Genomic DNA, 22,940 nt, shown 5'->3' with positions numbered 1-22,940 from the left:
AGGAGTCCCGTAATCCGAGCGGAACCCTTGGCAGGCACACCCTTCGGGCCTACAATGAAAGCGCCTTATTTGATAGTCCAACCCAAGGGGGAGTTTCACTATGCTTACCAATGAGTACGTCAAGCGCGTCTACGATCAGGTCCAGAAGCGCGACGGCGACCAGCCGGAATTCCTGCAGGCCGTGTACGAGGTGCTCGACACCCTGCAGCCGGTCATCGCCAAGCACCCTGAATACGAGGCGAACGGCGTGCTCGAACGTCTGGTGGAGCCGGAGCGCGTGATCAAGTTCCGCGTGGCCTGGGTGGACGATGCCGGCAAGGTGCAGGTCAACCGCGGCTACCGCATCCAGTTCAACTCCGCCATCGGCCCGTACAAGGGCGGCCTGCGCTTCCACCCGACCGTCAACGAGGGCGTCATCAAGTTCCTCGGCTTCGAGCAGATTCTCAAGAACTCCCTTACCACGCTGCCGATGGGCGGCGGCAAGGGCGGCTCCGACTTCAACCCGAAGGGCAAGTCCGACGCCGAAGTCATGCGCTTCTGCCAGGCCTTCATGACCGAACTGTGCCGTCACATCGGCCAGTTCACCGACGTTCCGGCCGGCGACATCAACGTGGGTGGCCGTGAGATCGGCTACCTGTTCGGCCAGTACAAGCGCATCCGCGACGAGTACTCCGGCGTGCTCACCGGCAAGGGCCTGGAGTTCGGCGGTTCGCTCGCCCGCACCGAGGCCACCGGTTACGGCCTGTGCTACTACACCCAGGAGGCCCTGCGCGTCCTGAAGAACGACTCCTTCGCCGGCAAGACCGTGGTGATCTCCGGCTCCGGCAACGTGGCCATCTACGCCACCGAAAAGGCCCAGCAGCTGGGCGCCAAGGTGGTCACCGCCTCTGATTCCAACGGTTACGTCTACGATCCGGACGGCATCAAGCTGGACGTGGTCAAGCAGATCAAGGAAGTCGAGCGCGGCCGCATCAAGGAGTACGCCGAGCGCGTGCCGGGTGCCGAGTACCACGAGGGTTGCGCCGGCGTGTGGACCGTGCCGTGCGACATCGCCCTGCCGTGCGCCACCCAGAACGAGATCAACGAGGAGTCCGCCAAGGCCCTGGTCGCCGGCGGCTGCAAGGTGGTGTGCGAGGGTGCCAACATGCCGTCCACCCCGGAGGCCATCGAGGTCTACAAGTCCAACGGCCTGCTGTACGGCCCGGCCAAGGCCGCGAACGCCGGTGGCGTGGCCGTCTCCGGTCTGGAGATGAGCCAGAACAGCTACCGTCTGTCCTGGACCTTCGAGGAGACCGACGCCAAGCTCAAGTCCATCATGGAATCCATCGTCGCCGCCTCCCTGGCCGCCGCCAAGGAATACGGCGAGGAGGGCGATCTGATGGCCGGCGCGAACATCGCAGGCTTCGTCAAGGTGGCCAACGCGATGGTCGCCCAGGGCGTGCTGTGATCCTCTTTTCTGGATTCCCTGAGGGGAGCACATTTAACTCGGTGTAACTCCCCTCAGTCGGCTATTGCCGACAGCTCCCCTCAAAGAGGGGAGCCAGAAACTATGACACCCTGACAACTACAAAAGACTTGCCCGCTGGCGCGAGGGGCCCACAAGGCCCGCCGCGGGCGCTTACACGTCCGGCGTGTGGGGCGAATCCTCTCTGCTCCATGCGTCGGACTTTTTTGTTTGGCTCCGTTGGACCCAGGTTGGCATACCCTTTTTCTTGGCTCCCCTTGTCAGGGGAGCTGGCGGCGAAGCCGACTGAGGGGTAGTCAGGCATAGATTCATGTCAATTTTGTTTTAACAGAGCCTTTTTGTTTCGGACCACTCGCCGCCGGCAATCACGGCAGCAGATCCCACGGAGCACGGCGGATCACCAGTTCGAAGAGAAACAGCGCCGCGAAGCCGTACAGCGCATATCGAAGCGTCAGCCCGCCGACAGCGATGCCCGCGATCAGCGCGAACGTCATCGCGCCCAACAGCGCCGTGCGCAGCACGTAGAACACCGCCCGCCGCCAACCACGTCGTTCCTTGGTCTCCACGGTCATATGCGTGTACATGCCGCCGAGCGTCTGGCCGCGGTGGAACACCGGAATCAGCAGCTGGAATATCAGGAACGCCAGCAGGCCCACCGCAGGCGCCACGAAGTTCAGCCAATCCACACCAACCGTCATCCGTCCGCCGAACAGCGTGAAATCGCCGTTCTGCAGCGGTTCAGCCACCTTGTAGAACAGCAGCACCACACCGAATGTAATCGGGAAATACACCAGCACCACGAAGATCATGTCGATCGCGAACGCCACGGCCCTGTGCAGCGCGCCCGGCTTCCGGTTCACGTCGCCGCGGCCCGGCGTCGATGCGGTCGGCACCCATCGGCCGAACACCATGGCCAGCCAGCAACCGACCAACGCACCCATCGCGTTCGTGATCAGATCATCAACATCGAACTGACGGTAGGCGCACGGGTACAAGCCCCAAAAACCGGTGAGCTGCGAGGTTTCGATGAGCAGGGAGACCACGAAGCCCGAGGCCAGCACCGCCCACCATCGCCATCGCAGCCATCGTGCGATGACGAAGCCGAGCGGTATGAACAGCACCACGTTCATCACCAGTTGCAGCACACCGGTCATGCCGGAGTACCGCACGTCCTCGATGAAACGCAGCGGGTCGAGCTGCGGAGCGTACTGGCCGGCCGTGTCCTTGCAGAAGGCCTCCGGTTCGTCCGGCATGGGGTAGAGGGTGAACGCCACGAGACCCAGCACATACAGTACGGTCAGGTAGTCGGCCGCGGCCGAGAGCAGACGCAGGCGATGATGCCGGTGGTAATGCACCGCCAGGATCGGCAGGGTCAGCACCGCCGAAACGATGGGCCACAGCACGCCAGCGATGATGAACGACGTGGAGAAGTAACTCAGATACCGCAGCATGACTCCACCCTATCGCGCTGCCATGTTGCGAGGGAACGGCAGGTCAATCCGGAACGGTGAGCAGCACGATGCTCAGGCCGATTCCGCCGGGGGACAGGATTCATAGGCTTGGAGGGGCCCGCCGAGGGCCGCAACCGGCATATACGTTGCCCCGATTTTATATTTTCGTTGGTTTCAAGGAATGAGGACAACACGGTCCGCACCGAAATCCGGTGGCCCATAGAGGCCATCGGTCAATAATGGCGGAATTCCGGGGATATGCGGCAGTGCACGTTTTGCCCCGATTGTGGTTTGCATCGATTGACGTGCGAATGGGGACAAACCAGTTGCCCCCATTCGCTCAATGCCGCCGAAAGACGATACAGGGGCAAGGATTCTTGTACCCCATTTACCCGTCAATCGATGCACATGCCAACCGTGCACAAATCCGACGCGACATCAGCCAATCGGGTTCCTAATCCGCCTCCGATTCGGATAACAGACAGGAACCCACGGCCTCGGATAAGCTCTATCAGCGTCAGATGAGCTCCAACGTCACGTCGAGCTTGAGCGGACGGTCGGCGGGCAGCTGGAACTCGGGATGCACGGGCGCGCCCCAGGTGTCGTCGCCGCCGATGCCCATCTGGGCGGCCAGCAGGCGCAGGAAGGTGTGACGTACGGGCGGCAGTTCGTCGGCGTGCGTGGCCTCCTCGATCATCAGGGAGCTGTAGGGCAGCAGGCTCATCGCGAATGGTTCGCCAGAACCCGAACCCAGATCCGAACCCGCACCAACGCCGCTCACCGCGCCGGCCGTCACGCGCATGCCGTGGCCGGTGGCGTCGGTGATCTCCGCCCAGCGCACGCCCTCGTGGTTGCCGGTCTCCTGCGGCACCAGATACGGCGCGAAGTCCTGCTTTGCGGTGCGCGAGAAAACGCCCAGCTTGGCGCCGTGCAGGCGGTCGGCGTACGTTTCCTCGGGGCCGAGGCCGTAGAAGCGCAGGCGGTCGTACTGAGCCGGCAGCATCCATTCGATGCCGAACGCGGGCAGCGTGGCCGCATCCGCCTCGCCGGGGTATTCGGCGGTCAGGTGCACGCGCAGGGCGGTATCGACCTCGTAGGTCACCGTGACGGGCGTGTGCGCGGCATCCGCCAGTTCGTAGCGGTAGACCGCGCGCAGGCCGGCGTCGCTGCGTTCGATGGACGTGCCGGCCACGCGGGCGTAACGGCCGGCGGCGAACCACTGGGCGCGCTCGAATCCGGAACCGTAGCCGCGGTCGTTGTCCACCAGCGCGCGGAACGTCGTGAGGCTCGGGCGGCGGATGACCATCTCACGGCCGTCACGCACGAACGAGACCATGCCGCCGGCGGTCTTGGAGAGCAGCACCTCGCCGTAATCGGTGTGGATGCCGGCGTTGAAGCCGTCCTCGGCGGTGATCGCCAACGGCCAGAAACCGCCGTCGGCATTGGCGGAGTCACCGTTGCCGGCCGCAAGGCCATCGTCGAACGACACGGTGGCCACGTACTGGCCGAATGCCAGCTCGTAGCCGGCGGGCGCCCAGTCGGTGGCAGCGTCGAGCCGCTGGTCGACCTCGTAGGTCACCTCGAACCGGCCGGCGAGCGGCACCAGGTCGGTCACGCGCGGGAAGGCGATGGGCAGGCGCTGCGTCTCGCCGGCGGGCACGTCGAAGCGGTAGTCGGCATGCCAGCGCTCCACACCGTTCACCAGCACGCGCGCGGTGAAGCGGAAGCCAGCAGTGGAGATGAACAGGTTGTCATTGGTGATGGTCACGCCGCTTTCGTCCGGCACGAGGCGAACGTTGGCATACAGCTGCTTGACTTCCTGCGCCTTGGGGGTGACGCTGCGGTCCGCGAAGACGATGCCGTTGCCGCTGAATTCGTAGTCGGTGGGGCGGTCGCCGAAGTCGCCGCCGTACGCGAGCCGTTCGGTGCCGTCCGGGAGACGCTGGAAGAGGGCCTGGTCCACGTAATCCCAGATGAAGCCGCCTTGGTACTTGGGGTACTGCTCCAGCGCGGTGTACAGATGCAGGCCGCCGGTGGAGTTGCCCATCGAGTGCGAATATTCGCAGGAGATGTACGGCTTCTGGTCCTCGCCAAACAGGTACAGCTGCTTGATCTCGTCCGGCTTGGCATACATGCGGCTCATGATGTCGGTGACATCACTGTACTCGGGGTCGTTGAATACGCTCTCATAATGCACCGGGCGTGCGGGGTCCGTGGCGTGCACGAAGTCGCGCATGGTGCGGAACACGTCGCCACCGAACGACTCGTTGCCCAGCGACCAGATGATCACGCTCGGATGGTTCCAGTCGCGGCGCATCATGCTGTTGAGGCGGTCCACGCAGGCGGCGCGCCATTCGTCGCGGCTGCCGGGGACGGCGGTCTCCGGGTGGAACGAGCCGTCGCCGTAGGTCCAGGTGCCGTGGGTCTCGAGGTTGGTCTCGTCGATCATGTAGATGCCGTATTCGTCGCACAGCTCGTACCAGCGGGACTGGTTGGGGTAGTGGCAGGTGCGCACGGCGTTGATGTTGAGCCGTTTGAACTCGCGGATGTCCTGCAGCATCACGTCCTCGGTGAGGGTGCGGCCAACGCGGGCGTCGAATTCATGGCGGTTGACGCCCTTGAACACGATGCGCTTGCCGTTGAGCTTCATGAGCCCGTCCTCGATGGCGAAGTGGCGGAAGCCCACGCGCTGCGGCACGGCTTCGATAATGCGGCCGTCCGCGTCCAGCGCGGTGACGGTGAGCGTGTAAAGGGTCGGCTCCTCGGCGCTCCACGGGTCGACATGGCCAACGTTCGCATGCCAGGTCAGGTCAGTGGAGGAGAGGACGTCTACGCCAACGTTGGCAGCCGGTTCGCCGGTTTCAGGGGCGATGGTTCCGTCCGTTTCGGCATCGCCCGCCGGAACGTCGCCGGACAGGGCATCACCGGCCGTATGCGACTCACGCCAGACCTCGGCACCGGACGCATCCGTCAGCACCGCCTCGAACGACGCCGCACCGGCGGCATTGCGCACGAAGGCGTCCACGGACAGCTCGCCCTCACCGCTGGTGTAATCGTAATCGGCGGTGACGCGCAGGTCCTCGACGTGCACGGCGGGCTGGGCCGTGAGTTCCACCGAGCGGAACAGGCCGTGCATGCGCCAGAAGTCCTGGTCCTCCAGCCAGCTTGCGGAGGCGAACTCGAAGACGGCCACCGCGAGCAGGTTCTCGCCGGTCGTGAGCAACGGGGTCACGTCGAATTCGCTGGGCGTGTAGGAATCCTCGGAGTAGCCCACGAACGTGCCGTTGAGCCACACGGCGATGGCCGTGGAGGCGCCGTGGAAGGTGAGCGTGACCGTCCGGCCGGCCTCGATCGCCTCGGCCACCTTCGGGCTCGGCGTGAAGGCGCGGCGGTAGAGCGCCACATGGTTGTGTTCGGGCACGTCCGGGGCTTCCGGCGACTCATGGCCGGACCACGGGTACTGCTGGTTCACGTACTGATGTTTGAGCAGCCCCTTGACCTCCAGGCAGGAGGGCACGTCGATCTGGTCGAAGTCGTCGTCCGGGAAGCCGGGGCGCGCGAAATCGGCGTCCGCGACCTCCTCGACGCCATCCTCCACGTCGGCCAGATCGGCCCAGTCGGCCAGGTCCGTGACGGTCACGCGCCAGGTGCCGTCGAGGCTTTGCTTGAGATCCATCGATTCGCCCGCGGCCGGCACGTGGTCGTAGAACCGGTGGCTGGAGTGCGCGGCGAGCCGGTTGACGGCGAACACGCGCGGGTCGGCGATCCAGGCCGGATCGAAGCGTTCGGCGGTCGGCACCGCGGGGGCCGCGGCGGCACGGGTCTCGCCACCCGCGGCACCACCGGCGTCGCCCGCGCCGGCCGAACCGGCGGCATCGGGCATCTCAGGAACGTTGCCCAGGCCAGTCACATCAGTCATCAAAACCTCACCTTTCCTTGTCCGCCCGCGGCACGGCACCGTGCCGGAGCATACGATTCGCCTGCCCTACGATAACCGATGACCAGGGCGGGCGGCATCCACGTCATCTCCCAGTGTATCCGCTGTGTAACCGGTCACACAAACGAAGGTGAGCGTGTGTCGCAAACGCCAGTTCCCCGCAAAACGCCAGAATCGCGAATACGATGAGGAGCATGACCAAGGCAGGTAAGAAAGCGACCATCCGCGACGTTGCGCGACTGGCGGGCGTGTCCTACGGCACCGTCTCCCGATACCTCAACGGCAGCGCGCACGTATCCCCGGCGGCCGCCGAGCGCATCGCCCAGGCCATCCAGGACGCCCGGTACACGCCGAACCAGGCGGCCCGTTCACTGGCCCAGCAGCGCACGCAAACCATCGCCCTGGTGATTCAGGTCGAATCGAACGAGACGCTCATCCAGTCCAGTGTGGCCCGCGCGATGATCGGCGCGAACCAGACCATCGGCGACGCGGGCTATCAGATGGTCACGCTCATCGCCAACACGGACGCCTCCACCAGCCGCATCGCGCAACTGGTCAACAGCGACTTCGCGGACGGCTACATGCTGTTCTCCCTGAGCGAGGACGACGTGCTGGCCGACGCTTTCCTCACCACGGACCGTCCGGTGGTGATTTCGGAGGTCAGCAACCGCAGCGATCTGCCGTTCCCCGCCGTCGACTTCGCCAACGAGGACGGGCAGCGCGACATCACGCGACATCTCATCGAGGCCGGACGCACGCGGCTCGCGTACGTGTGCGGCCCCGGCTATTCACCGACCGCCACGAACCGTTTCAAGGGCTTCCGCGAGGCGATGGGGGAGCGGTTCGACGAGCGTCTCGTGTACTTCTCAGACGATTGGGAGATGACCAACGGCGAGATGGCCACGGCCGATTTCCAGCCGATGCTGGACGATTTGGATGGCATCGTGTGCGCCAACGACGACATCGCCTTCGGTGTCATCAACCAGCTGAACCGGTTCGGCTACCGGGTGCCGGAGGACATCGCCGTGACCGGTTTCGACGATTCGCCGATCGCCGTGCTCTCGCGGCCGAAGATCACCACGGTGAGGCAGGATTCGCAGCTGCACGGCCGCGCGATGGCCGAACTGGTCCTTTCGATGATGCACGGCGCGCAGGTCGAGCCCGATTACGTGCGACTGCTGCCCACGACCATCGTGGACCGTCAGTCGGCGTGATGGGGCGTAAGAAACCAAGCCGCACGCATACGAAAAACTCCCCTCGCTGAGAGGAGCCGGGACATCCGCAATCGAAGCTTGTTTTGTATAGTTGGTGCTCAGTAAAGGGGTTTCTATGGTCACCATGAAGGATGTCGGGCGCGAGGCCGGAGTCTCGGCCATGACCGTCTCGAACGTGCTGCGCGGCAACGACAACGTCGCCCCGGAGACGGCGAAGCGCGTGCGCGAGGCCGCCGACCGGCTGCACTACCGTCTCAACACCACCAGCCTGTCCGCACGCAGCCTGCGCGTCTCCACCAGCCGCCGGGGCCGCACGTTCGGCACCATCGGACTGGCCATCTTCGAGCTCGACCGGCCGTACCCCTCCCAGCTCGCCTCGCTGATCTCGCAGGCGGCGGAGAAGCGCGGCTACCAGACCGTGGTGCAGGAGACCCGCATCAACGCGGAGAACGAACGCTCCATCATCGAGCGGGTGTCCAACCAGTTCTGCGACGGGCTGATCTTCAGCTCCAGCCGACTGTCCGCCGCGGAGATCGAGCAGCTGTCCAACCACCGGCCGACCGTGCTGCTGGACGACGACCGCCCGCAGCATGACATCGATACGATCCTGACGCCAAGCGAGATCGGCGCGCAGCAGGCCATCGAATACCTGTGGGCCAGCGGCAAGCGACATATCGGCATCGTGGGCGGTCTCGGCGAGGGTTCGGACGAGCATGAGACCGCCGATTCGTACGACACCCGTCACCGCCGTCTGATGGGCTGCAGGAAGGCCTTCGAGGAGCTGGGCGTGGACTGGTGGGAGGTGCCGATCATCCCCACGCTCTGGAACGACGTGGAGGCCCGCGAGGCCGTCAACCGGTATGCCGATGTGGTCCGTTCCTGCGATGCGCTGTTCTGCATGACCGATACCACCGCGTTCGGCGTGATCCGCGGACTGAAGGACCTGGGGCTGAGCGTGCCCGAGGATATTGCGGTCATGGGCTTCGACGGCATCGAGATGAGCGCCACGATGGTGCCTTCGCTGACCACGGTGGCGGTGGATATCCCGATGGTCGCGCAGAAGGCGGTGGACATGCTCATCGAGCGCATCGACGACGAATCGGACCGCGAACGTCAGCGCATCGTGGCCGACTTCCACATCGAGCGGCGCGAATCCGCGTGAGGTGGAATCGGCCTGATGGGCCGATGCTGTGTTTTCCGCAGGCTTCGCGCCTGCTCGGCTTCTCTCCTTCCGTCATCGGCTTCGCCGATGCCACCTCCCTCGTCAGAGGGAGGCAAGGCCTTATACGTGTAAGTCTTGGCTCCCTCTGACGAGGGGGCTCCCGCGAAGCGGGTGGGGGAGAGAAGAGGAGCAGGCGAAAGCCTGCGGGAAAACAGCATCGGCCGCAGGCCGATTCCGCTACAACCCGCTTAAACAACGAAAAAGCGGCCCATATCGGGCCGCTTGCTTGTGCTTGACGGAAAGTCCGTATCAGTCGTCGCCGAGCGTGAGGTGCACGCCGCCGACCAGGGTGCTGACCACGTTGTAGATCAGCGCCACGATGGTGGTGAGCAGCGTGATGATCACCACTTCAACGATCGAGAAAATGGTCACGGCGGACACCACGGTGGGCAGGGACAACACGTTGCCCAGGTTGAAGGAATCGGCATCCAGGCCGGTGGAGGAGACGATCTGCGTGATCTGGCCGAACACACCGACGGCGTCCAGCAGCAGCCAGACGATGGTGGCGGCGACCACCTGGATGATGGCGCCGGCGATCGACAGCAGGAACGAGACCTTGGCCACGGACCAGGCGTCCACGCGGGTCAGGGACAGGCTCATGCGGCGTGCGCGCGGCGCGGCGCGGCGCACGGCCGGACGGACCGGGGTGGTGCCGGACGGCGGCAGCGTGGATTCCTCCGGGTCGCTGGAAACGGAGCGGGCCACACGCGGTGCAGCATGCTCGTTGGTGGGCTGGATCGCTGCGGGCTCGTCGTTTTCGAGATTCTCGCTCATCGTTTCTCCTTCAAGGGCTTAATCGGTAGCCTCGTTGTTAGCGAGGCTACCAGTGTTTCAGGACTCCGCTCGCGCCTCGTCCGCGTTGTTTTTTCGTCTTATCTCGGCTCCCCTCTGTGAGGGGAACCGAAAACGGTCACTCCTCGGTAGGAGCCTCGGTGGCAGCGGACTCCGTGGCGTCGGCAGCGGCGGGCTCAGCAGCCTCCGCAGTCTCCTCGGCGTCCTCCTCGTCCTTCTCCTCGTTGCGGGCGATGGACAGGATCTCGTCGCCCTTGTCCGGCTTGGCGAAGGTCACGCCCTGCGTGGCGCGTCCGGTGCGCTTGACCTCGTCCACGTTAGAGCGGATCACCTTGCCGGACTTCATGATGGCCATGACCTGGTCGTCCTCGGAGACCACGAGCGCGCCCACCAGCGAGCCGCGGCCCTCGACCAGCTGCACGGCCTTGACGCCGTAGCCGTTACGGCCCTGCAGGCGGTATTCCGAGATCGCGGTGCGCTTGGCGAAGCCCTCGTTGGTCACGACGAACAGGTCCTTGTCGGAGTCGGCCGGGACCACGTCCATGGCCAGCAGCTCGTCGCCGTCGCGGAACTTCATGCCCTGCACGCCGGCGGTCTGGCGGCCCATCGGGCGCAGCTGATCGTCGTCCGCCTCGAACTTCAGGCTCATGCCGAGCTTGGAGACCAGGATGATGTCGTCCTCGGCGTTGCACAGCGCGGCGCCGATGAGCTCGTCGGCGTTCTCGCCGTTCTCGTCCGCCATGAGTCGCACGGCGATCAGGCCGCCCTGACGCGGCGAATCGTATTCGGCCAGCGGCGTCTTCTTGACCTTGCCGGAGCGGGTGGCGAGCACCAGGTACTTGGCCACCTCGTAGTTCGGGATGGACAGCACGGTCTGGATGGCCTCGTCCGGCGCGAACTGCAGCAGGTTGGCCACATGCTGGCCCTTGGAGTCGCGCGAGCCCTCGGGCAGCTCGTACGCCTTGATGCGGTACACGCGGCCCTTGTTGGTGAAGAACAGCAGCCAGTTGTGCGTGGAGGTCAGGAAGAAGTGGTCCACCACGTCGTCCTCGCGCAGCTTGGTGCCCTTGATGCCCTTGCCTCCGCGGTGCTGGGCGCGGTATTCGTCCGCCTTGGTGCGCTTGATGAAGCCGGAGTGCGTGACGGTGACCACCACGTTCTCCTCGGCGATCAGGTCCTCGACGTTCATCTCGCCGGAGAACGGCAGGATCTTGGTGCGACGGTCGTCGCCGTACTTGGCCACGATCTCGTCAAGCTCGTCGCCGATGATCTTGCGCTGGCGTTCCGGCTTGGCGAGGATGTCGATGTAGTCGGCGATCTTGCGCTGCAGTTCCTCGTGCTCGGCCACGATCTTGTCACGGTTCATGCGGGTCAGCGTGCGCAGCTGCATGGCCAGGATGGCGTCCGCCTGCACCTGGTCGATGTCGAGCAGCTGCATCAGGCCCGTGCGGGCCGCGTCCGTGTCCTCGGAGGCGCGGATGAGGGCGATGACCTCGTCCAGCATGTCGAGGGCCTTGAGGTAGCCCTGCAGGATGTGGTCGCGCTCCTCCGCCTCGCGCTTCAGGTAGGCGGTGCGGCGGGCGATCACGTCGAGCTGGTGGCCCACCCAGTGGCGGATGAAGGCGTCCAGCGAGAGCGTGCGCGGCACGCCGTCCACGAGGGCCAGCATGTTGGCGCCGAACGTCTGCTGCAACTGGGAGTGCTTGTACAGGTTGTTGAGGACCACCTTCGGCACGGCGTCGCGCTTGAGCACGAGCACGAGGCGCTGGCCGGTGCGGCCGGAGGTCTCGTCGCGCATGTCCGCGATGCCCTGGATCTTGCCGTCGCGCACGGCCTCGCGGATGGAGACGACCAGTCGGTCCGGGTTGACCTGGTAGGGCAGTTCGGTGACGACCAGGCACATGCGGCCGTTGATCTCCTCGGTGTTCACCACGGCACGCATGGTGATCAGGCCTCGGCCGGTGCGGTAGGCCTGCTCGATGCCCTTGTGGCCCAGGATGGTGGCGCCGGTGGGAAAGTCGGGGCCCTTGATGCGCTGGATCAGGGCCTCCAGCAGCTCCTCGCGGCTCGCGTCCGGGTGGTCGAGCGCCCAGTGGACGCCGTCCGCCACCTCGCGCATGTTGTGCGGCGGGATGTTGGTGGCCATGCCCACGGCGATGCCGGACGAGCCGTTGACCAGCAGGTTCGGGAAGCGCGCGGGCAGCACGGTGGGCTCCTGGGTCTTGCCGTCGTAGTTCGGCAGGAAGTCGACCGTCTCCTTGTCGATGTCGCGCACCATCTCCATCGACAGCGGCGCCATACGGCATTCGGTGTAACGCATGGCGGCGGCCGGGTCGTCGCCAGGGGAGCCGAAGTTGCCCTGGCCGTCCACGAGCATGTATCGCATCGACCACGACTGGGCCATGCGCACGAGGGTGTCGTAGATGGCGGAGTCGCCGTGCGGGTGGTACTTACCCATGACGTCGCCCACCACGCGCGAGCACTTGTTGTAGCCGCGGTCGGGACGGTAGCCGCCGTCGTACATCGCGTAGATCACGCGGCGGTGCACGGGCTTCAGGCCGTCACGCACGTCCGGCAGGGCGCGGTCCACGATCACGCTCATCGCGTAGGCCAGGTAGGACTCGCGCATCTCCTGCTGCAGGTCCTTGCGCTGGATGCGTTCGCCGGCCAGCAGGCCGTAGTCGGTGGTGTCCGCCTCCTGCGGGCTCAACGGCTCCATCGAACCGTCCGGCGTGAACTGCTCATCGCCGTTGTCGCCACCGGCGGGATTGGCGCCGCCCGGCATGGTGTTGTTTTCGTCTGCCACTTAAGTTCCTTTTTCCGTCCTGCGGCTCCCCTCTCTGAGGGGAGCCAATCATCAATCACGCATCGATCCAGCTGACGTTCTTGGCGTTGCGCTGGATGAAGAGTCGGCGGGGCTCCACCTCGTCGCCCATGAGCATCGAGAAGGTCTCGTCCGCGGCCGCGGCGTCCTCGATGTGCACCTGCTTCAGGATGCGGTGCTCGGGGTCCATGGTGGTCTCCCACAGCTCCTGGTAGCTCATCTCGCCCAGACCCTTGTAGCGCTGGATGCCTTCGCCCTTGGGCAGCTGGCGGCCCTTGGCCTTGCCCTCGGCGAGCACGCGGTCGCGCTCGGCGTCGGTGTACACGAAGTCGTGCGGGCCCTTGGTCCACTTGAGGCGGTACAGCGGCGGCATGGCCACGTACACGTAGCCCGCGGTGATCATCGGTCGCATGTAGCGGAAGAACAGCGTGAGGTTCAGCGTGGCGATGTGCGCGCCGTCCACATCGGCATCGGCCATGATGATGACCTTGTGGTAGCGCACCTTGGAGATGTCGAAGTCCTCGCCGTAGCCGCCGCCCACGGCGGTGATCAGCGATTCGATGGTGTCCGACTTCATCATGCGGTCCAAGCTGGCGCGCTCGGTGTTGAGGATCTTGCCTCGAAGCGGCAGGATGGCCTGCGTGATCGGGTTGCGGCCCTGGATGGCGGAGCCGCCTGCGGAGTCGCCCTCCACGATGAACAGCTCGCACTCCTCCGGATTCGAGGACTGGCAGTCCTTGAGCTTGTCCGGCATGCCGGCGGACTCGAAGATGGACTTGCGGCGCGTGTTCTCGCGGGCCTTCTTGGCGGCCAGACGGGCGCGGGAGGCCTCGATGGCCTTCTGGATGATGTTCTTGGCCTCGGCCGGGTGGGCGTCGAACCAGTCGCCGAGCTTGTCGGTCATCACGCGCTGCACGAAGGTCTTGGCCTCGGAGTTGCCGAGCTTGGTCTTGGTCTGGCCCTCGAACTGCGGGTTGGTGAGCTTCACGGAGATGACGGCGGTCAGGCCCTCGCGCACGTCGTCGCCGGAGAGGTTCTCGTCCTTGTCCTTGAGGATGCCCTTCTCGCGTGCGTAACGGTTGACCAGGCTGGTCAGCGCGGCGCGGAAGCCCTCCTCGTGGGTGCCGCCCTCGGTGGTGGAGATGGTGTTGGCGAAGGTGTGCACGGACTCGGAGTAGGCGGTGGTCCACTGCATGGCCAGTTCGGCGGAGATGCCGAGCTTGAGGTCCTCGGCCTCGAAGCTGATGACCTCGTCCTCCACCGGGGTGGTCTTGCGCACCTTGACCAGGTAGTCCACGTAGTCCTTGATGCCGTTGGCGTACTGGTAGGTGACGGTCTGGTTGGTCTCGCCGGCGTCCGGAACGCCGTCGCCGGTGACCTCGTCGCCGGCCTGGTCGGGCTCGCGCAGGTCGGTCAGGCTGATCTTGAGGCCCTTGTTGAGGAAGGCCATCTGCTGGAAGCGGGAGCGCAGCGTCTCGAAGTCGTAGACGGTGGTCTCGAAGATCTTCGGGTCCGGCCAGAACGTCACGGACGTGCCGGTGGACTCGCCCTCGGCCATCGGTTCGCCCTGCTTGAGGCGGGCGGTGGGGTGCTGGTCGATGTACGTCTGGGTCCAGTGGAAGCCTTGGCGGCGCACCTCGATGTCCACGCGGGTGGACAGGGCGTTGACCACGGAGATGCCCACGCCGTGCAGGCCGCCGGAGACGGCGTATCCGCCGCCGCCGAACTTGCCGCCGGCGTGCAGCTTGGTCATCACGGTCTCCACGCCGGAGACGCCTTCGCCGGGCACCTCGTCCACGGGGATGCCGCGGCCGTCGTCCACCACGCGGATGCCGTTGTCCGGCAGGATGGTGACTTCGATGTGGCTGGCGTATCCGGCCAGGGCCTCGTCCACGGAGTTGTCCACGATCTCGTAGACCAGGTGGTGCAGGCCGCGCGGGCCGGTGGAGCCGATGTACATGCCCGGACGGATGCGCACCGCCTCAAGGCCTTCCAGCACGCGCAGATCGGATGCTTCGTAGTGCTCGGGAGCCATGGATTCGTCGAGCTCGCCTTCGGTCAGCTCCGCATTGTTGATATGCTCGTCAGCCGCCTTCAGCTGTTCCTCTTTGCTGGTTTCGTCTGCCAACAGGCTTCCTTCCGTAACTTCAAGGTCAGCTCGCAAACGAAGGTCATTTGCAAGGGTGATATGGCTTAGGAGGCTCGTAAAGGGCTCTTCCAGCCGTTTGACCATACTGCATGTGATTTTACTCGTCTAACACGACGAGCGCCATAGCGAGGCCTTTGAAGCATTTTTCAAGGATTCACGGCTCCATCGGGCCGGGAAGCCGCCCTCCCATCGCCGAATGGTCGCCGTTCAACCCCGCCCCACGATCCGCTCCCGTTGACGGGGAAGTCAAAGGAAGGATCGGCTATTTGCGACGGGCCCATTTGCGGGTGTATCCGGCGGCGGGGCCGGTCACGCGGATCTCGTTGATGGTCAGTCCCTTGAGGTTGCGGCGGATGGTTTCGGTCAGCTGGGGGATGAGGTAGGTCAGCTGCGTGGCCCAGACGGTGGATTCGGCGCGGATGGTCAGGATGCCGTCGCGGAAGTCGGCCACGGCGGAATGCTGGGCGATCGCCGGGCCCACCACCTGGTCCCAATGGTTGCGCAGCTGGGCGAGCTTCAGGTTCGAGGCCCAGACGCCGCTGCCGGCGATGGTGGTCATGACCGACCCCAGTTCGGCCGGGTCGCGGCCGGGCTTGCCGAAGTTCTCCAGCGACTCCTCCTCGCGCCGGCGTCGGTCCTTGAGCAGCGCCCCACGCCGGGAGAGCCGCTCGAACACCTCTGCGGGCAGTTTTGCGGCATCCAGATGCAGCGCCTCGGCGATCGGCGGTCTCATGCCGCATCCTTCCCGACGGGCTTCTCATCGGCCGCCGATGAGTCCGCCGATGAGTTCACAACGTCACCGGCTCGCCCCGGTTCCGCATCGACATCCCGACCGGCCTTCGGAGAGTCATCCACCGCGGGCTCGGCCACCGCGGGAATTAGCGCCGGGGATGCATCGGCTTCGGAGGCAGACCTGTCGCTCTCACCCACGACGCGCCCCTCTTCTCCCCACTCGGAGCTCGCATTTCGCTTTTCTCGCAAACCGGACAATAATTCCGAAACCAACCGTTCGTTGGGATCCGGTGCGACCAGGGCCGCAACGTCGATGAGATGCGCGTCCCGGTGTGCGGGAACATCGCCTTCGGCGGCCACGGTGACGAGCACCTGGTCCTGCTTGCCGGCGAAATCGAGGATCTGTCGACGACGGTTGTCGTCCAACTGGGCGAACACATCATCGAGGATCACGATGGGCTTGACGCCCAACCGTTCGCGCACCACCTGGAACAACGCCATCTTGAGCGCCAACGCCATGGTCCACATCTCGCCGTTCGACGCGAACTCGCGCGCGGCCATGCCGTCGAGCTCCAATTCCATGTCATCGCGCTGGGGCCCGATGAGGTTCACGCCGCGCGCCACCTCGCCGGGGTAGATGCGTTGGAAATGCTCGCTGATCGCCGGATGCGGATCGTCATACAGCAGCACCTCCTCGAACGAGGGCGCATAGGTGAGCCGTACCGCGCCGGCCTGCGAGGCCAATTGCTCGTAAATCGCGGCGAACGGTTCGGCGAGCAGGTCGATCACCCGCCGCCTCATGCGGGTCAGGGCCATGCCGGCCTCGATGAACTGGCCGGTCCAGATCTCCAATCCGCTCAACGCCGCATCGACCGGAACCCCGGTGTTCGCATTGGCGCCGATCTGCTTCAGCAGCGTCGCCCGCTGCTTGCCGATGCGGGTGAATTGCTGCAAAGCCGCGGAATATCCGGGTTCCAGCAACGCCCCGGCCTGGTTCAGCATGGCCCGGCGAGCCCCGGGATCGCCGGCGACCAACCGCTGGTCCTCGGGAGTGAACGAAACGCTGGGAATCTGGCCGATGATGTCGCGCAGATACAGCGATTTTCCTGAATTGATGCGGGCCCGGTTCGCGCCGCGCGCGTGAATCGCCGCCTCATACGTGGTCTCGTCGGACGGATCGTCGTCGAACACGACGTTCGCGCGGATCGTGGCGGTCGGCTGCCCGCGTTCGATGAGCGGCAACGTGCCGGAAGTGCGATGGCTCGCCCCGGTCGACAGCACTTCGACGGCCTCGACCAGATTGGTTTTGCCCAATCCGTTGCGGCCCACCAGAATGTTGACGCCCGGAACGAAATCGACCACTACCTGACTCCAGGAGCGGTAGTGGTCTAGTGCGAGACGGGAGATGTACATCAGTTGTTGAAGCGCATGGGCACCAGCAGGTAGCGGTAGTCCATGGATTCGTCGGAGTCGGCCTCCTGCTGACCGTTGAATTCGACCGGCTTGACCGGGGTGGTCATCTTGATGCGCACGAACGGTTCGGCGATGGCGGACAGGCCTTCCTTCAGGTAGCTCGGGTTGAACGCCACGGTGATGTCGTCGCCGTCCATATCCACTTCGAGCGTTTCGTTGGCCTGGGCCTCATCGGCGGAACCGGCGGAAAGCTGCACTTCCTGGCCGGAGAAGACCATGCGGATCGGGGCGTTGCGCTCGGCCACCAGGGCCACGCGGCTGATCGCGTCGAGCAGATCCTGCTTGCTGACCACGGCCTGGATCGGGTATTCGTCGGCGAACAGGCGATCCACCGCGGGGAACTCGCCGTCGATGAGCTGCGACGTGGAGACGCGGCCGGCGTTCTCGAAGCCCAGCAGCGTGGGGGAGTCGGCGTCGAAATCGAGGCGAATGTTCTGGTGTTCGTCGAGGGAACGGGCCACATCCTTGAGCAGCGAACCGCGCACGAGGGTGGTGGTCTCCACGTTCGGATCCTGCGGGGTCCAGGTGAAGGTGGCGCGGGCCAGACGGAAACGATCGGTAGAGGTCATGACCACCTTGTTGCCCTGGAACTGCATGCGAACGCCGGTCAGTACCGGACGGTTCTCCTCGCGGGAGACCGCGACGCATGCCTGGCCCACCGCCTGCACGAACGTGGGGGTGTCGACCTGGCCGAGCGCCGGCGGCACGGTGGGCAGATCCGGGTATTCGGCATCGGGCATGAGCTGCAGGGTGAAGGTCGACTTGCCGGAGGTGATGGTCAGAGTCGATTCGTTGGTGACGAGGTAGGTCTTCTCGCTGCGCAGCGATTTGGTGATGTCGGCGAGCAGTTTGCCAAGCACCAGGGCTGAACCGGATTCGTCGACGCCGGCCTCGATGTGGTGACGGGCGGAGATTTCGTAGTTGAAGGCCGAGAACTGCAGCGTTCCATCGATGGCTTCAAGGCGGACGCCCGCCAGAATCGGGTTGGAGGGGCGTGCATCGATGACGCGAGAGGTCCAGGCGACGGCATCGGCCAGTGCGGCGGTATCGATTTCGACTTTCATGTGTGATTGTTCCCTTCGTCGGATGATCTGAGCAACATTCTAGCGGCTGGCGACTTGGTCCAGTACGTTCGGTTGGTCCGGCGTTATTGTGGCGATGGTGAATTCGTAAGCAATGTAGGTAATAGCCATAATAAGCGCTGTGGATAGTGTGGATAAGTGGGGTCGAGACCTACTGCCATAACGGTTGATAACTTTTGCAGAACTGTGGATAACTTCTGCATAGATGGTGGATAACTAGCCGACTTATCCACAGGCGCTTCGGCCGGTTTCGGTTTTCCACTTTCGAAGCCGATTTATGCACGAGTTTTCCACTGAAAAACAGTGGGTAATCCACGACTTATCCGCAGAGTTTACCCACATTTGTGAATAAGTATGTGGATAACTTTTCCCCACTTTCGTCTCCCGCACGGCGTGTTGCGGACCCGATCCGGCTGGGAGAATCGTTTTCAGCGACCGTTTTCGAGGGTTTTTCGGAGCCGGGCGCGCAAAGTGCCGAAATCGGTCTCCAGGATCGATTCTGCTGGTTTGGGGTCGTTGGATTGGTGGGGTCGAGAGAATTTGGCGCCCCTCTCTGAGGGGAGCTGGCACGCGGAGCGTGACTGAGGGGAGTCCCGCGTGAGCATCTTCTCCGCTCCCCTCAGTCGTCTTCGACGACAGCTCCCCTCGAAGAGGGGCGCCGGAAACAATGAGCGAGTCCTCAATCAGGTGCTGAAAATCATCCGACCGGTGAGAATCGGCGTCCGGGAGAATCGTTTCTGACGAACGAAAAAGGCCCTTTTCCATCGCGCGGGCGGAAAAGGGCCGAAAACGGTCTGTCAGACGGATTGTACGAGACGGGCGAACGGGTGGCTCAGTCGTTGCTGTTCTGCTTGAGACGCACGGTGAGTTCCATGACGTAGTTGTAGATTTCCTGCTTCTGCTGCATTTCGTCGCTCACGCGCGTGTAGGCGTGCATCACCGTGGTGTGGTCGCGGCCGCCGAAGACCTCGCCGATGTCGAGCAGGCTCATGCTGGTCATCTCGCGGGCGAGGTACATGGCGATCTGGCGCGCGAGGGCCACGTTCTTGGTGCGCGAACGGCCCACGAGATCGTCGAAGGTCAGGTGGAAGTACTTGGCGACCTGTCCGATGATGTCGGTGGGCTTGATCTCCACGTCGGTGGTGAAGAAGTCCTGGAGGGTCTGTTCGGCCAGGGCCCGGGTGACGGGCTGGTTGCTCAGGGAGGCGACGGCGGTCACGCGGGTCAGGGCGCCTTCGAGTTCGCGGATGTTCTCCGTGAAGCGTTCGGCGATCAGGTCGAGCACGTCGTTGGGGATCTTGGATCCGTTCATCGACGCGATCATGCGCAAAATGGCGATGCGGGTCTCGAGGTCCGGCGGCTTGACGTCCACGGTGAGTCCCGATTCGAAGCGGGAGATGAGCCTGGCTTCGAAGCCCTTGAGGTTCTTGGGGGCGACGTCGGAGGCGATGACGATGCGCTTGTTGGCCTGGTGCAGGGAGTTGAACGTGTGGAAGAACTGGTCGAGGGTCGCTTCCTTGCCGCCGAGGAACTGGATGTCGTCGATGAGCAGCACGTCGACCTGGCGGTAGCGTCGGTTGAATTCGGCGATCTGGCCCTGGCTTTGGTTGGGGTTCTGCAGGGCGTCGATGAATTCGTTGGTGAATTCCTCGCTGGTGACGTACCGGACCTTCAGGCTGGGGTCCTTGACGAGCGCGTAGTTGCCGATGGCGTTGAGCAGGTGGGTCTTGCCCAGACCGGAGCCGCCGTAGATACACAACGGATTGAAGTCCTGGCCCGAGCCCTCGGCCACGGCCAAGGCCACGGTGCGGGCGAACCGGTTGGAATCGCCCGGCACGAACGAATCGAACGTGAAGTTCTTATTGAGATGGGTCTCCGGATCCCGGTTCATCTTCTGCTGGCCCACCGGGAAGCGCGGCTCCGACTGGGGCACCATCGGCTTCGGCTCGGGGGCGGAGGATGCGGACGGACCGCCGAACGGCTCCTTGCCGAAATCGGCGACGGTCGGATTGGCCTCCATCGTGAACGGCGCGTTCGGCTTCCTGCGTTCGGGCTCGGTATGCGGCACCACCTTGAACGCAGGGAACATGTCCTGGCCGGTGGCCGTATGGAGTGCCTGGACCAGCGGGCCGTTGAGGTCGCCCTGGACCGCACGCAGCGTGACGTTGTTGTCGACGCACAGCACGATGGTCGAACCGTAGACGCCTTCGGGCACCACGCCCTCCAGCCAACCCTTCTCGCGGGCGCTCAGCGATGAGTTATGCTTGAGCACCGTCAGGGTGTTGGCCCAGATGTGAGCGGCCTCGACGGCAGGGTCGCCGGAAGTATGCACCATGGTCGGCCCTTTCTTCGCTCTGGCGTGGATAATACAACTAACTATGTTTACTCCGATATGGGGAAGTTATCCACCGCGTTGCGTGTTGAAAACACTGGAATGTGAATAACATACATGTAATTTGTGGATAACTTTCGGCCCTGAATGCCTGATTTTCCGCCGTTTCGCGGGTTGCTCCGGCGTGTCGCGGGCCGTGTCGAAATGTGAAAACTCCCCTCTCGTTTTGACTTCGGACTAGGGGTGAGGGTAGCTTGGTATAGCTTGACTCACGTGAGGGCAGCGCGAAGCGTTGCCGAATAGACCTAGGAGCAATTATGAAGAGGACGTTCCAGCCGAACAACCGCCGTCGTCACATGAAGCACGGCTTCCGTCTGCGCATGCGCACCCGTTCCGGCCGCGCGGTGATCAACCGCCGTCGCGCCAAGGGCCGCAAGTCCCTGTCCGCCTGATTCGGTCGGACCATTACCACAGCGGCATAGTCGAGGTGGAGCGGCTACAAAGCCATCGTGATTTTGTCACCGTGCTCAAGCGCCGGCGCAAGGTGGGTGGCAAGGATATCGTCGTGCACTATCTGGTGCCCGGCGCGGTTCGCGATGAGGAACAGACGTCGAATCACCGACGTCTGGGATTGGCCGTATCCAAATCGGTCGGCAAAGCGGTCACGCGCAATACGGTGAAGCGTAGGTTCCGGGTATCGGCCCGGGCCCACGAGCATCTGCTTCCGGAGCAATGCGATATCGTGCTGCGCGCCAAGCCGAGCGCCGCGACCGCGGATTTCTCGTCATTGGACGAGCAGATCGCCAAGGCTTTCGCTGCGGTGGCACGGAAGACGGCTTGAATCATGGCTTTTTCCTTCAGGGCGGTGTTGATTGCGGGAGTGCGCTGGTACCAGCGCAACATTTCCGCAAACACACCGCCCTGTTGCAAGTATTACCCAAGTTGCTCGAACTATGCCATTCAGGCGCTTGAACGATATGGCGCATTCAAGGGCGGGTTGCTTGCCGTGTTGCGTCTGCTGCGTTGCAGGCCGTGGAGCCGCGGGGGCATCGACGATGTTCCCCAGCGCTATTCCGTGTTCTATCGATTTTCGTGGTCGAAGGCCCATGAGGAGCCTCGACTGACCCCATTGGCCACAACTCAAGGAGAGGCCCATCGATGACTAACCCAAACCAATTCCTTCTGGACAGCGGTTTCTGGGGATTCTTCTATAAGATTCTGACCCCGGTCGAATGGCTGCAGACCTGGATCCTGAAGCTGGTTCATGATTTCTTCGTGCTGCTCGGCATGAACGAGATCGGCGTTTCGTGGGTCCTTGCCATCATCTTCCTGGTGCTGGTGGTGCAGGCGTGCATCTTCCCGCTGTTCTACAAGCAGATCAAGTCGATGCGCAAGATGCAGGCCCTCGCGCCGAAGATGCAGCGCATCCAGAACAAGTACAAGGGCAAGACGGATCAGGCTTCGAAGGAAGCCCTGAGCCGTGAGATGATGAAGCTCTACCAGGACAACGACGCCAACCCCGCCGGATCCTGCCTGCCGATGCTCATCCAAGGCCCGGTGTTCATGGCGATGTTCTACACGCTGTCCGCCATCCCGTACATCGCGAATGGCGTACGCGAGGAACCGCTCGGTGCCTTCGACGTGGCCACGGCCAAGCAGTTCACGCAGACCGACGTGTTCGGCATCGTGAGCGTCACCGACAACTTCACGTCCGCCGCGTTCGGTGGCAAGATCGTCATCGGCATCTTCGTGGCGCTGATGTGCTTCTGCCTGTGGTTCGTGCAGTACTTCAGCATGAAGCGCAACATGGCAGCCGCCTCGATGAACAAGCAGGCCGAGTCCATGCAGAAGATGATGCTGTGGATCTTCCCGGTCATGTACATCTTCTCCGGCGTGACCATGCCGTTCGCCGTGCTGGTCTACTGGCTGACGAACAACGTGTGCAACCTGGTGCGTACGCTCTGGCAGGTCTACTACTTCCCGACCCCCGGCTCCCCGGCAGCCGAGGACAAGGAGAAGCGCGACCACCGCATCGAGAATGCACGCCGCGCCAAGGAAGGCCGCCCCTCTCTGGAGGAGGAGGCCCTGGTCAAGGCCAAGGAGGAAGCCGAGCGCAAGGACGCGCGTGGCTACCAGCGCCAGCAGCCGGTGCGCAAGAGGAAGAAGAAGTAGCGCGATAGGGGAGCGCGACTGGGGGATGGGTGTCCGGTGTTTCACGTGAAACATCGGACACCCGCAACACCGGTCCACCGGTTTCGGATGGACTG

The 22,940-nt window shown here is 64.0% G+C and carries 15 protein-coding genes and 1 pseudogene; 7 read left to right on the top strand and 9 right to left on the bottom strand.

Annotation, left to right across the window (positions count from 1 at the left end; genetic code table 11):
* Positions 1-100 precede the first annotated feature (100 nt).
* Positions 101-1,447 (top strand): NADP-specific glutamate dehydrogenase, encoded by a 1,347-nt coding sequence (gdhA, locus tag DF196_RS00195; RefSeq protein ID WP_109055930.1) that lies wholly within the window; start codon positions 101-103, stop codon positions 1,445-1,447.
* Between the two features lie 383 nt (positions 1,448-1,830).
* Here the strand turns inward: gdhA and DF196_RS00190 are convergent, their stop codons facing one another.
* A complete protein-coding gene (locus DF196_RS00190; RefSeq protein WP_109055929.1) occupies positions 1,831-2,916 on the bottom strand; it encodes a VanZ family protein in 1,086 nt (361 codons plus the stop codon).
* Positions 2,917-3,433: 517 nt separating this feature from the next.
* Positions 3,434-6,835: a beta-galactosidase, LacZ type gene (lacZ, locus tag DF196_RS00185; protein ID WP_241519515.1), complete on the bottom strand. Its 3,402-nt coding sequence runs from the start codon at positions 6,833-6,835 to the stop codon at positions 3,434-3,436.
* Positions 6,836-7,047: 212 nt separating this feature from the next.
* On the opposite strand from lacZ, the gene DF196_RS00180 reads away from it, so the two are divergent.
* On the top strand, positions 7,048-8,067 hold the full coding sequence (locus DF196_RS00180; RefSeq protein ID WP_236029357.1) for a LacI family DNA-binding transcriptional regulator: 1,020 nt from the start codon (positions 7,048-7,050) through the stop codon (positions 8,065-8,067).
* A 115-nt stretch (positions 8,068-8,182) separates the two neighbouring features.
* The gene (locus DF196_RS00175; RefSeq protein ID WP_109055927.1) at positions 8,183-9,229 is read left to right on the top strand and encodes a LacI family DNA-binding transcriptional regulator; all 1,047 of its coding nucleotides are present in this window, start codon (positions 8,183-8,185) and stop codon (positions 9,227-9,229) included.
* A gap of 309 nt (positions 9,230-9,538) precedes the next feature.
* Here the strand turns inward: DF196_RS00175 and DF196_RS00170 are convergent, their stop codons facing one another.
* The 7 genes and pseudogenes from DF196_RS00170 to dnaA all read right to left on the bottom strand — a co-directional run bounded on the left by DF196_RS00170 (position 9,539) and on the right by dnaA (position 20,676).
* Entirely contained in the window at positions 9,539-10,063 is a 525-nt protein-coding gene (locus DF196_RS00170) for a DUF3566 domain-containing protein (protein WP_109055926.1), read from the bottom strand.
* 136 nt (positions 10,064-10,199) lie between these two features.
* The gene (gene gyrA / locus DF196_RS00165) at positions 10,200-12,887 is read right to left on the bottom strand and encodes a DNA gyrase subunit A (protein ID WP_421728433.1); all 2,688 of its coding nucleotides are present in this window, start codon (positions 12,885-12,887) and stop codon (positions 10,200-10,202) included.
* A gap of 55 nt (positions 12,888-12,942) precedes the next feature.
* Positions 12,943-15,033 carry a DNA topoisomerase (ATP-hydrolyzing) subunit B gene (gene gyrB, locus DF196_RS00160; protein ID WP_109055925.1) on the bottom strand — a complete coding sequence of 697 codons (2,091 nt, stop codon included), beginning with the start codon at positions 15,031-15,033 and terminating at the stop codon, positions 12,943-12,945.
* Between the two features lie 283 nt (positions 15,034-15,316).
* Positions 15,317-15,787, bottom strand: a complete 471-nt coding sequence (locus DF196_RS00155) for a DciA family protein (protein ID WP_109055924.1) — start codon at positions 15,785-15,787, stop codon at positions 15,317-15,319.
* A 290-nt stretch (positions 15,788-16,077) separates the two neighbouring features.
* A pseudogene (gene recF / locus DF196_RS00150) lies at positions 16,078-17,199 on the bottom strand (DNA replication/repair protein RecF); the annotation flags it as partial.
* Positions 17,199-18,323: a DNA polymerase III subunit beta gene (gene dnaN, locus DF196_RS00145; RefSeq protein WP_109055923.1), complete on the bottom strand. Its 1,125-nt coding sequence runs from the start codon at positions 18,321-18,323 to the stop codon at positions 17,199-17,201. The pseudogene recF and the gene dnaN, both read right to left, overlap by 1 nt.
* 850 nt (positions 18,324-19,173) lie before the next feature.
* Positions 19,174-20,676, bottom strand: coding sequence for a chromosomal replication initiator protein DnaA (gene dnaA / locus DF196_RS00135; RefSeq protein WP_109055922.1), 1,503 nt, complete (start codon positions 20,674-20,676; stop codon positions 19,174-19,176).
* Positions 20,677-20,990: 314 nt separating this feature from the next.
* Here dnaA and rpmH point away from each other — a divergent pair, with 314 nt between their 5' ends.
* From rpmH to yidC, 4 genes are read left to right on the top strand one after another with little or no spacing between them, the layout of a single operon-like run.
* Positions 20,991-21,125, top strand: coding sequence for a 50S ribosomal protein L34 (rpmH, locus tag DF196_RS00130; protein WP_007054596.1), 135 nt, complete (start codon positions 20,991-20,993; stop codon positions 21,123-21,125).
* 35 nt (positions 21,126-21,160) lie between these two features.
* Positions 21,161-21,514 (top strand): ribonuclease P protein component, encoded by a 354-nt coding sequence (gene rnpA, locus DF196_RS00125; protein WP_109055921.1) that lies wholly within the window; start codon positions 21,161-21,163, stop codon positions 21,512-21,514.
* Between the two features lie 3 nt (positions 21,515-21,517).
* The gene (gene yidD / locus DF196_RS00120; RefSeq protein ID WP_109055920.1) at positions 21,518-21,835 is read left to right on the top strand and encodes a membrane protein insertion efficiency factor YidD; all 318 of its coding nucleotides are present in this window, start codon (positions 21,518-21,520) and stop codon (positions 21,833-21,835) included.
* Positions 21,832-22,845, top strand: a complete 1,014-nt coding sequence (yidC, locus tag DF196_RS00115) for a membrane protein insertase YidC (RefSeq protein WP_109055919.1) — start codon at positions 21,832-21,834, stop codon at positions 22,843-22,845. The genes yidD and yidC overlap by 4 nt, the downstream gene beginning before the upstream one ends.
* Positions 22,846-22,940 lie beyond the last annotated feature (95 nt).

This window comes from Bifidobacterium callitrichidarum (genome assembly GCF_003129905.1).
In the GTDB taxonomy this organism is placed as follows: Bacteria; Actinomycetota; Actinomycetes; order Actinomycetales; family Bifidobacteriaceae; genus Bifidobacterium; species Bifidobacterium callitrichidarum.
Note: the sequence above shows the minus strand (reverse complement) of the source record. Positions and strands in the feature narration are given on the sequence as shown.